The sequence below is a fragment of the Micrococcus sp. KT16 genome (assembly GCF_003315015.1).
Classification (GTDB): domain Bacteria; phylum Actinomycetota; class Actinomycetes; order Actinomycetales; family Micrococcaceae; genus Micrococcus; species Micrococcus luteus.
Genome location: NZ_QNRG01000013.1, coordinates 25,024 through 35,774 on the forward strand (window position 1 = coordinate 25,024; position 10,751 = coordinate 35,774).

Here is a 10,751-nt window from a genome sequence, read left to right on the forward strand (position 1 = left end):
TCATCCGGCCTGGGCCAGGACGAGCGGCAGCACCCCCTGGGCGCCGGCCTCGCGCAGCACCCGCGCAGCCTCGGCGAGCGACCACCGCGAGTCGACGAGGTCGTCGACCAGCAGCACGGGGCCGTGGCGGCCGGCGTCCGGGGCGGTGCGCAACATCTGCGCCATCGCCTCGGGGACGGCGAACCGGCCGTAGACGGACCCGAGCCGGTAGGCGCTGTTGCCGCCCGGCCCGGCCGTGGGGCCGCCGCGCGCGTGCTCGAGCGAGCCGAGGAACGGAAGCCGGCCGATCCGGGCGATCCCCTCGGCGAACGACCCCACCAGCTGCGGGCGGGTGCGCGAGGGCATCGCGACGACGGCGATCGGCCGCGTCCGCCACCCCCAGCCGGCCAGGACGTCGACGGCGCCCCGCAGGACCTCCTCCGGCACCGGGGCGTCCTCCCGGTCCAGCAGGTCCCGCAGGACGGTGCCCCACCCGAGGTCCGTCAGGCGGGCGAGCGCGCGACCCTCCTCGGCCTGTGACTCGGGCGCGATGCGCCCCTTCACGGGCACGCCCAGCCGGTCCATGCCCGAGGGCCACATGCGACGGGGCTCGATCGGCACACCGGTGCGGCGCAGGGCGGCCTCCGCGCGCTCCCGCGCCGCCCCGTCCGATCCCGTCGGGTACCAGGGGCTGGCACAGACGTCGCAGCGGCCGCACGGCGCGGCGGTGGGGTCGTCCAGGGTGCGGGCCAGGAACTCCATGCGGCACCGGTCCGTGGTCTGGTAGTCGAGCATGAGCCGCTCCTCGGCCCGGCGCGCCTCGGCCACGCGGGCGTACCGCTCGGCGTCGTACGTCCACTCCCGCCCGGTGGCGCGCCAGCCGCCGCCCACCCGCTCGACCGCCCCGTCCACGGCGAGGACCTTGAGCAGCAGCTCCAGGGTGGTGCGCTTGATCCGCACGGCCGGCTCGAGCGCCGCCACGGAGAGGGCCCCGCCGTGGTCCGCGAGCGCCCCCAGCACGGCGCGCGCCTGCTCCTCGTCCGGCATGGAGGCGGTGGCGAAGTACTCCCAGATGCGACGGTCCTCGGGCCCGGGCAGCAGGAGCACGTCCGCGTGGTCCGTCCCGCGGCCGGCACGGCCGACCTGCTGGTAGTACGCCACGGGCGAGCCCGGCGCGCCGAAGTGCACCACGAACGTCAGGTCCGGCTTGTCGAAGCCCATGCCGAGCGCCGAGGTGGCCACGACGGCCTTCACCCGGTTGGCCTTGAGGTCCTCCTCGATCTCGGCGCGCCGCTCCGGGTCCGTGCGGCCCGTGTAGGCGACCACCTCGTGCCCCGCCTCGCGCAGGGCGCGCGCCGTGTCCTCGGCGGCGGAGACGGTGAGGGCGTAGACGATCCCGGAGCCCGGCAGGTCCCCGAGGTGGTCGAGGAGCCAGGCCAGGCGCGCGGCCGGGCTGGGCAGGCGCAGCACGCCCAGGCGCAGCGAGGCGCGGGCCAGGGGGCCGCGGAGCACGAACACATCCTGCTCGGAGGCAACGCCGAGCTGCTCCACCACATCCGCCACCACACGGGCGTTGGCCGTGGCGGTGGTGGCCAGCACGGGCACCGCGCGCGGCCCCTCGGCGGGAAGCAGCCCGATCAGGTCCCGGATGCGGCGGTAGTCCGGCCGGAAGTCGTGGCCCCAGTCGGAGATGCAGTGGGCCTCGTCCACCACGAGCAGGCCCATGCGCGCCACGAGGTCCGGCAGCTGCTCGTCCCGGAACCGGGGGTTCGTGAGGCGCTCGGGCGAGATCAGCAGCACGTCCACCTCGTCCGCCGCGAGCCGGGCCCGGACCTCGTCCCACTCCGTGGCGTTCGCCGAGCTCACGGACACCGCGCGCACGCCCGCCCGGGCCGCGGCCGCGACCTGGTCCCGCATGAGCGCGAGCAGCGGGGAGACGATCAGCGTGGGCCCCGCGCCGCGGGCGCGCAGCAGCAGGGAGGCCACGAAGTACACGGCGGACTTGCCCCAGCCGGTGCGCTGCACCACCAGGGCGCGGCGGCGGTGGGCCACGAGCGCCTCGATCGCCTCGAACTGCCCGTCCTTGAATCGCGCGTCCGGCCGGTCCACGAGCCGACGCAGGACGGCCAGGGCCTCCTCGTGCAGCGCGGCGTCGCCCCCCGGTGCGGAGGTCTCGGGGAGGCGGGGGCCGGCGTCGGGGTGCGAGGTGGCGTCCATGGCGTCAGTATGCCAACCGGCCCGGACACCGCAGGCGCGGCGGCGCCGTGCACCGGTGGGATGATGGAGGAATGAAGCTGAGCGCCTACACCGACGTCTGCCTGCGTGTGCTGATGACGCTCGCGGCCGCCGAGGGGGAACGGCTCACCAGCCAGCAGATCGCGGACCGGATCCAGGTGCCCTACAACCACGTGATCAAGGCGGTTGCCGAGCTGCGCCGCCGCGGGACCATCGAGGTGCTGCGCGGTCGGCACGGCGGGGCCATGATCGCCGCGGCCGGTCTGGACCAGCGTGTGGGCGAGCTCGTGCGCTCGCTGAGCAGCCGCGACGAGGTGATCGACTGCGCCGGGCGCGACTCCGGGGTGGCGTGCCCCTACGCCGGCGACTGCCGCCTGCGCGGCGCCCTGCACCGCGCACGCGAGGCCTTCCTCGCCGAGCTCGACACCGTGCGGATCCGGGATCTGGTGAGCGCCGGGCCTGTCGGCGGGCCCGTGCTGCTGGGCCTGCCGGAGATCCCCGTGGCGCACTGAGGGAACGGGCCGGGGGCGAGTTCCCGACGGCGATGGCCGGGTGTAATCTGGCAAAATCAGCGCAAGATTCGCCACCGAGGAGACGGAGACCCCCGTGCTGTCCGAGAAGTCCCGCCCCGTCATCGAGGCCACCGCCGCCGTCGTCGCCGAGCACATGCCGGAGATCACACCCCTGTTCTACGCCCACATGTTCGAGGCCCACCCCAAGCTCCTCGACGGCGTCTTCTCCCGCGCCAACCAGCGCAACGGCGAGCAGGCACAGGCCCTGGCCGGGTCCATCGTGCACTTCGCCGTCCACCTGCTCGAGAACCCGGGCACCCTGCCCGAGGCCGTCCTGTCCCGCATCGCCCACAAGCACACCGCCCTCGGCATCGTCGAGGAGCAGTACCCGATCGTCTACGAGAACCTCTTCTGGGCCATCGGCGAGGTGCTCGGCGACGCCGTCACCCCCGCGGTGGCCGAAGCCTGGGCCGAGGTCTACTGGCTCATGGCCGACGCCCTCATCAAGATCGAGAAGGGCCTCTACGCCCAGCAGGCCAACGACAGGATGTGGACGGACTGGAAGGTCGTCGCGAAGGAGCCCACCGGCAACGCGGCCGTCACCTTCCGCTTCGAGCCGGCCGACGACACCCCGCAGACCCGCGGCAAGGCCGGCGGCTACGTGTCCGTACGACTGAAGGTCGAGGACGGCCTGCGCCAGTGCCGCCAGTACTCCCTCTCCGAGAAGGCCGGGTCCGCCACCGAGCGCGTCATCACCGTGAAGCTGGACGAGGGCGGCGAGGTCTCGCCCACGCTCATCCAGAGCGTGGAGGTCGGCGACGTCATCGAGCTGTCCAACCCCTACGGCGACATCACCCTCGAGGACGAGGACTCCACCGCTCCCCTGGTCCTGGCGACCGCCGGCATCGGCATCACCCCGGCCGCGGCGATCCTGGACACCCTCGCCCAGCAGGGCTCGGACCGCCAGGTCCTCTTCTTCCACGGCGACGCGTCCTGGGAGGCGGTGGCCCTGCGCGAACAGGTGACGGAGTCCCTGGCGGCGCTGCCGCACGGTGACGCCCGCCTCTTCCTCGGGGTGCGGCCCGAACAGGACCCCGAGGGCGTCACGACCGTCGAGGGTGTGATGCACTTCGACGACGTCGAACTGCCCCGCGACGGGCACTACATCCTGTGCGGCCCGCTCGCGTTCATGCAGTCCACCCGCTCGAAGCTGATCGACGCCGGCGTGCCCGCGACGTCCATCCGCTACGAGATCTTCGGCCCGGACCTCTGGCTCGCCGCCTGATCCGGCCCCGGAACGCGGAACGGCCCGCACCCCTCACGGGGTGCGGGCCGTTCCGCGTGCGGCGGGGCTCAGGCCTGGGCGAACCGGGCCTTCTGCGCCTCGAAGCGCTCGCGCACGACGGCGGGCAGCGACTCGCCGAACCGGCCGAGCCACTGCTCGATGAGCTCGTTCTCCTCGGCCCACTCCGCGGCGTCGACCTTGAGGGCGTCCTCGAGGTCCTCGGCCGACACCTCGATGCCGGACAGGTCGAGCGAGCCCGCGGCCGGCACGAGACCGATCGGGGTCTCCTCGGCCTCGGCCTTGCCCTCGAGGCGCTCCACGACCCACTTCAGGACGCGCGAGTTCTCGCCGAAGCCGGGCCAGGCGAAGCCGCCGTCGCGGTTGCGGCGGAACCAGTTGACCAGGTAGATGCGCGGCAGCTTCTCCGGGTCGGCCTTGCCGGACTCCCTGACCCAGTGGGCCAGGTAGTCGCCGGCGTCGTAGCCGAGGAACGGCAGCATGGCCATCGGGTCGCGACGCACGACGCCCACGGCACCGGCGGCGGCCGCGGTGGTCTCCGAGGAGAGGGTGGCGCCCTTGAGGATGCCGTCCTCCCAGTCGAAGGCCTCGGTCACCAGCGGAACGGTGGTCTTGCGGCGGCCGCCGAACAGGATGGCGTCCAGCTTCACGCCCCGCGGGTCGCGGTACTCGTCGGCCAGCATGTCCGTCTGCTCGATGGGCGTGCAGAACCGGGAGTTCGGGTGGGCGGCCGGGGTGCCGGACTCGGGCGTCCAGTCGTTGCCGCGCCAGTCGGTGAGGTGCTCGGGGACCTCGTCCGTCATGCCCTCCCACCACACGCCGCCGTCGTCGGTGAGGGCGACGTTGGTGAAGATGGAGTTGCCCTTGGAGATCGCGCGCATGGCGTTCGGGTTGGTGGACCAGCCGGTGCCGGGGGCGACGCCGAAGTAGCCGGTCTCCGGGTTGATCACGCGGAACTCGCCGTCCTTGCCGGCGCGGATCCAGGTGATGTCGTCGCCCAGGGTCTCGGCCTTCCAGCCCTCGATCGTGGGGTCGATGAGGGCGAGGTTGGTCTTGCCGCAGGCCGACGGGAAGGCGCCGGTGATGTGGTAGGACCGGCCCTCGGGGTTGGTCAGCTTGAGGATCAGCATGTGCTCGGCGAGCCAGGCCTCGTCCCGGGCCATCACGGAGGCGATGCGCAGCGCGTAGCACTTCTTGCCGAGCAGGGCATTGCCGCCGTAGCCGGAGCCGAAGGACCAGATGGAGCGCTCCTCGGGGAAGTGCACGATCCACTTGGTCTCGTTGCACGGCCACGGCACGTCCTGCTCGCCCGGCTCCAGCGGGGCGCCCACGGAGTGCACGGCCGGCACGTAGAAGGCCTGCTCGCGGGACATCTTGTCCAGCACGTCCTGGCCGATGCGGGCCATGATGCGCATCGACAGGACCACGTAGGCGGAGTCGGTGATCTCCACGCCGTACTTCGGGTCCTCGGCGTCGAGGTGGCCCATCACGAACGGGATCACGTACATGGTGCGGCCGCGCATGGCGCCGGTGAACGCGTCGTCGAGGATGCCGTGCATCTTCGCCGGGTCCATCCAGTTGTTGGTGAAGCCGGCGTCCTCCTCCTTCTCGGAGCAGATGAAGGTGCGGTCCTCCACGCGTGCGACGTCGGCGGGATCGGAGAACGCGGCGAAGGAGTTGGGGAACTTGTCCTCGGCCAGGCGGGTCAGGGTGCCCGCCGCCACGAGCTCGTCCGCGAGGCGGTCGCGCTCCTCCTCGGAGCCGTCGACCCACTGGACGGAGTCCGGCTGCGTCAGCTCTGCAATCTGAGCGACCCACTCGCGCAGCTGGGCGTAGTCCGTGGGCGCGTCCGCCAGGGCGCGATCCGCGAACGAGGTGGTGGCGTTGTCAGCCATGGTGGAGAGTCCTCCCATTGGGGTCCGGGGCCGTTCCGTCCCGTCCACTCCGATGCGTGCACCGCCGAAGCGCGCACCACATCGTTGTGGCCGCACGGTCCTGCCATGGTACCCGAGCCCGGCTATCATGGCCGCGCCCCCGCCACACCCCCGACACAGACCGCCGCAGACCGTCGATTTGCACTTCGCCGGAGAGGTCCTGTAGTGTTCTACGAGTTCGAGCCGCTCCGGCGGATCGGATGATGCGCCCATAGCTCAGCTGGATAGAGCGTCTGTCTACGGAACAGAAGGTCAGGGGTTCGAATCCCTTTGGGCGCACGATCGGAAGGCCCCGCTCCTGCTGGAGCGGGGCCTTCGTCATGTCGGCGCGCCTCTGCCACGCGCGCCGCCGCGGAGGTCAGCGCCCCGGAACCACGAAGTGCGTCAGGGCGGCGTCGCGGCCGTCGAGCTCGGCCCACGGCTTCTCCACCCGGAACACCTGCATCCCGAGCGTCGGGTAGTGCTCGCTCATGCGCAGCGCCGCGTCCTGGTCCGAGTCCAGGCTCATCAGCCGCATGCCCAGCTCCTGCACCCACGGCATGTGGCCCACCACCAGCAGCCGTCGCGTGGTCTCCTCCGTCTCGTTGACGACGGCCAGGGCCCGCGCCGCGTCGGCGCCGTAGAGCCGCGGGTCCAGGTAGGGCGTGGGTGCCAGCTCGCCCAGGCGCTCGCACACCCACACGCACGTCTGACGGGTGCGCAGCGCATCGGAGCACACGACGGCGTCCGGGACGAGGTCGTGCTCGCGGAGCCAGTCGCCGGCGGCGGGCGCCTGGGCGTGGCCTCGCTCGGCGAGCGGGCGGGCATGGTCGTCGGCCGCGTCGGGCCAGCCGGCCTTGGCGTGCCGGAGGACGATCAGGGTCTTCGCGTCGGCGGTGCTCATGCGGCCAGGCTACGGCGACGGCCCCCGCTCGGGTGAGCGGGGGCCGTCGTCGGACACGGGCGGGCGCGGGTCAGATGCTGTACTCCGGCGCCGCCCACACGACCACCTCGGGGTGGCGGTAGAAGCGGTAGCCCTGGCCGCGCACGGTGCGCACGGTGTTCGCGAGGCGGCCGAGCTTGGCGCGCAGGCGGCGGATGTGCACGTCGATGGTGCGCTCGTTGGGCACCTCGTCGGCGTTGCGCCACAGGGCGTCGAGCAGCTCCTCGCGGCCGACGGTGCGCTCGCCGTTCTCCACGAGGTAGTTCAGGAGCTCGAACTCCTTGAAGGTGAGGTTCAGCGACTCACCGTCCAGCTGCACCTCGCGCCGGGACAGATCGATCAGCACACCGGGCTGGCGCGTGGACACGGGGGCCGGCGCCTGCGCCAGGTCGGGACGGGTGCCGCCCTGCACGGTCGGGTCGCCGAGCACCTGGCGCACGACCTCGATGTCGCGGCCCTCCGCGCCGGCGGGGGCCAGGGCGACGGCGGCGTGCGACTCCGCCCCGGGGACGAGGGACTCCACGTAGTGGCGCAGCTCATTGGCCAGCCGCGTGAGGGAGGTGCCGGCGGCCGAGGCGGCCAGCTCGTCCATGCCCACGTAGATGACGAACCCACGGGCCTCGTTCTCCCGGGCCACCGCCTGGGGACCCGGGATGCCGTTCGGCGCCAGGACCGGCGTCGGCGCCGTCTGGGAGTCGGGGGCGTCGGTGCCACCGGCCAGGCGCAGGCCTGCGCGGGCCTGGCCTCGGCGGGACATGCCGTCGGCCCGGCGCTGCGCGTTGCGGACGGAGATGTGCACGTATCCGGCGGACTGACCCATGGCCACCACTCCTCTTTCGGCTCATGGCCCCTCCACCGCTCGGTCGGTGCGGCGGACGAGGCGTCACATGACAAGAATGTGACTTCACCGAGGGGACTGGCAAGTAACGTTCGCACTTTTGTCTCATTATTTGAGAAGAAGAGTCCTGAATGTGCTCAACATCACTATTCGCGGATCGGAATAGCGTCGCGCCGTCGCTCGGCTCGCCCGCGTGACTCTCTCATTGTTCAACAGGTGGGAGCGCGCCGCAGGACCAATGAGTATGCGGAATATTTATGCAGGAGACTGCCAGGTTTTCCATGTGACGCCATGATGACGGGTCACAGCGGGTCGTGACGTCCACTAGATGGACGACACATTGGCGGCCCCGCTTGACGTCCCCGCCGGAGACGCTCCCGTGAGACGACCACGGCCCCCGCCGGGTGGGGGCGGGGGCCGTGGTCGTCTCGTGGCGGACGCGGAGGTCCGATCAGGTCATTCCGCCAGACCGTAGAGCCGGTCGCCGGCGTCGCCGAGGCCGGGGACGATGTAGGACCGCTCGTCCAGGCGCTCGTCGACGGCGGCCAGGTACAGGTCCACCTCGACGTCGCCCAGCGAGGCCTCCAACCGCTCGATGCCCTCGGGCGCTCCGAGCAGGCAGAGGCAGGTGACCCGCGCCGCGCCGCGCTGGTAGAGGAAGCGGATGGCCTCGATCAGCGTGCCTCCCGTGGCCAGCATGGGGTCCAGGACGAACACGTGACGCCCGGACAGGTCGGCGGGCAGCCGCTCCGCGTAGGTGACGATGTCCAGCGTCTCCTCATTGCGGGCCATGCCGAGGAACCCGACCTCGGCGGACGGCGCCATCTTGGTCATCCCCTCCAGCATCCCGAGCCCCGCGCGCAGGATCGGCACGACCAGCGGACGCGGGCGGGCCAGCCGGAAGCCGGTGGTCTCGGTCACCGGGGTCTCGATCCGCACCTCCTCCATGGCCACGTCGCGCGTCGCCTCGTAGGCGAGCAGCATCACGAGCTCCTCCGTGAGCTGCCGGAAGATCATGGACGGGGTCTTCTTGTCCCGCAGGACGCTGAGCTTGTGGGCCACGAGCGGGTGGTCGACGATGTGGACGCGCATGGCGCCCACGGTACCGCCCGCGCGCGCCCCTCCGCCCGTGCCCGCGCCCGCGGGGGCGCCGCCACCGCCGCTAGGCTGGCCGCGTGTCCGCCCCCGCCCCCTCCCCCGCGCCCACGGCCGAGCAGGAGCACGCGTGGATGGGCCTGGCACTCCGGGCCGCCCGCGCGGCCGGAGCGGCCGGCGACGTGCCGATCGGTGCCGCCCTCGTGGCCGGCGACGGGACCGTCCTGGCCGTCGTCGGGAACGAGCGCGAGCAGCACCACGACCCCACCGCCCACGCCGAGGTCCTCGCGCTGCGCCGCGGGGCGGAGCTGCGGGCCGCCGCCGGGGCGGGCGACGGCTGGCGCCTGACGGACTGCACCCTCGTGGTGACCCTCGAGCCCTGCCCCATGTGCGCCGGTGCGCTGCTGCTGGCCCGCATCCCGCGCGTCGTGTTCGGGGCGTGGGACCCGAAGGCGGGCGCGTGCGGCTCGGTGCTGGACGTGGTCCGCGACCCCCGCTTCAACCACCGGGTGCAGGTCCGCGCCGGCGTCCGTTCCGAGGAGAGCGCGGCGCTGCTGCGGGGGTTCTTCGCCGCCCAGCGCGACTGAACGCGCCCGCGCCCGACGACGGCGGGCGGCTGGTTTGGGCGCGCCGCCGCGGCTCGGGTAGGGTGTCCTGGTCTGGTGACGTGTCCGAGCGGCCGAAGGTGCAGCACTCGAAATGCTGTGTACGGTAACCCCGTACCGTGGGTTCAAATCCCACCGTCACCGCCAGATGTGAAGCCCGGGAGCCTCGTGCTCCCGGGCTTTCGCCATGCCGGGGCGGGTCCGGCCGCCGGCTCAGCGCGGCAGGACGGCGTCCAGGAACGAGGCCACCGCGGACCACGAGATGGTGGCGTGCACGGCGCTGGCCGGCACACCGTTGCGGAGCACCTCCGCGCTGCGGGTCTTCGCGGTCATCATGCCCAGGTCGTGGCCGCCCTCGGCCACCGAGTAGAACGCGGTGCGCAGTCCGGCGGCCTCGGCGGCCCGGTACAGCTCGAGGCTCTGCCCCCACGGGACCGTGACGTCCTTGCGCCCGTGGACGACCAGCAGGGGCGGCGAGTCCGGGCGCACGTGGGTGATCGGGGAGGCCAGCCGGGTCAGGCCGCCCGAAGCCAGGACCGGCACCCCCAGCATGTCCGACTTGGTGCTGCGGTCGTCGAGGTGGCAGTGCTTCAGCCGGTTCGCGCGGTTGTAGTCCGCGCACGCGCCCGGGAGCATCTGGCGGTTCATCGTCAGGGAGTCCGTGGGGCCGAAGAAGTCCACGATCGCCTGGACGCGGTCCTCCTCCGGGATCGCGTGGCCGCCGTCGGGCACCTCCCGGCCGGGCGGCGGCACCTGCTCCCGGTCCAGGTCCTGGCCACCCGTGAGGCCGGCCATGAGGGCGTTCCAGCCGCCCGACGACGAGCCGGCCACGGCCACCCGCCCCGCGTCCAGCTGCAGGCCCGGGGCGTTGCGCCGCACCCAGCGGACCGCCGCCGTCGCGTCCTCCACCTGGGCGGGGAACGTGCCCTGCTTCGAGCTGCGCACCGAGAACGCGGCGACGGCGTAGCCGTGCGGGACCAGGCCGCGGGCGACGTCGGCGCCGTCGCTGTAGCCGCGGTCGCTGCGCCAGCCGGAACCCGCGTTCCACACGAGGACCGGGAACGGCCCCTGGCCCGGCGGCCGGTACACGTCGATGCGTCCGGCGCGCCCGGGCAGGGCCGCGTACGTATGGCCGGTGGAGCTGCGCATGCCGTACAGGGCCGTCGCGTTGGCGCCCAGCGGCCCGGCGGGCGCGCCGGCCAGGTCGGTGACGACGGCCACCCCGCCCACCGCGAGGGCGCCGACCCCGAGGCCGAGCGCGGCGCGGCGGGACACCCGCGCAGAGCGAGCCGTCGACGTCATGGGCCCCCTTCCGGTGCGGGGCCGGG

The 10,751-nt window shown here is 73.0% G+C and carries 9 protein-coding genes and 2 tRNA genes; 5 read left to right on the forward strand and 6 right to left on the reverse strand.

Annotated features, from left to right (window positions below; translation table 11 throughout):
* Positions 1-2,196 (reverse strand): RecQ family ATP-dependent DNA helicase, encoded by a 2,196-nt coding sequence (locus DE149_RS09695; RefSeq protein ID WP_095347586.1) that lies wholly within the window; start codon positions 2,194-2,196, stop codon positions 1-3.
* A gap of 71 nt (positions 2,197-2,267) precedes the next feature.
* On the opposite strand from DE149_RS09695, the gene DE149_RS09700 reads away from it, so the two are divergent.
* Both DE149_RS09700 and DE149_RS09705 read left to right on the forward strand, forming a co-directional pair.
* A complete protein-coding gene (locus DE149_RS09700; RefSeq protein ID WP_002858036.1) occupies positions 2,268-2,726 on the forward strand; it encodes an Rrf2 family transcriptional regulator in 459 nt (152 codons plus the stop codon).
* 94 nt (positions 2,727-2,820) lie between these two features.
* Positions 2,821-4,011: a globin domain-containing protein gene (locus DE149_RS09705; RefSeq protein WP_063189910.1), complete on the forward strand. Its 1,191-nt coding sequence runs from the start codon at positions 2,821-2,823 to the stop codon at positions 4,009-4,011.
* Between the two features lie 68 nt (positions 4,012-4,079).
* Here the strand turns inward: DE149_RS09705 and DE149_RS09710 are convergent, their stop codons facing one another.
* Complete coding sequence (locus DE149_RS09710; RefSeq protein ID WP_049147908.1) at positions 4,080-5,924, reverse strand: phosphoenolpyruvate carboxykinase (GTP); 1,845 nt, start codon at positions 5,922-5,924, stop codon at positions 4,080-4,082.
* Positions 5,925-6,168: 244 nt separating this feature from the next.
* Here DE149_RS09710 and DE149_RS09715 point away from each other — a divergent pair.
* Positions 6,169-6,242, forward strand: a tRNA-Arg gene (locus DE149_RS09715).
* A gap of 79 nt (positions 6,243-6,321) precedes the next feature.
* Here DE149_RS09715 and DE149_RS09720 read toward each other — a convergent pair.
* The 3 genes from DE149_RS09720 to upp form a co-directional block, all read right to left on the reverse strand.
* Entirely contained in the window at positions 6,322-6,846 is a 525-nt protein-coding gene (locus DE149_RS09720; RefSeq protein ID WP_002854135.1) for a histidine phosphatase family protein, read from the reverse strand.
* A 70-nt stretch (positions 6,847-6,916) separates the two neighbouring features.
* Positions 6,917-7,705: a winged helix-turn-helix domain-containing protein gene (locus tag DE149_RS09725; RefSeq protein ID WP_036316068.1), complete on the reverse strand. Its 789-nt coding sequence runs from the start codon at positions 7,703-7,705 to the stop codon at positions 6,917-6,919.
* A 474-nt stretch (positions 7,706-8,179) separates the two neighbouring features.
* Positions 8,180-8,815, reverse strand: a complete 636-nt coding sequence (gene upp / locus DE149_RS09730) for a uracil phosphoribosyltransferase (protein ID WP_010079486.1) — start codon at positions 8,813-8,815, stop codon at positions 8,180-8,182.
* Positions 8,816-8,898: 83 nt separating this feature from the next.
* On the opposite strand from upp, the gene DE149_RS09735 reads away from it, so the two are divergent.
* Entirely contained in the window at positions 8,899-9,405 is a 507-nt protein-coding gene (locus DE149_RS09735; RefSeq protein ID WP_049147909.1) for a nucleoside deaminase, read from the forward strand.
* Positions 9,406-9,479: 74 nt separating this feature from the next.
* Positions 9,480-9,570: transfer RNA gene (locus DE149_RS09740), tRNA-Ser, on the forward strand.
* A 66-nt stretch (positions 9,571-9,636) separates the two neighbouring features.
* Here the strand turns inward: DE149_RS09740 and DE149_RS09745 are convergent.
* Positions 9,637-10,725, reverse strand: coding sequence for an alpha/beta hydrolase (locus DE149_RS09745; protein WP_113914414.1), 1,089 nt, complete (start codon positions 10,723-10,725; stop codon positions 9,637-9,639).
* Positions 10,726-10,751 lie beyond the last annotated feature (26 nt).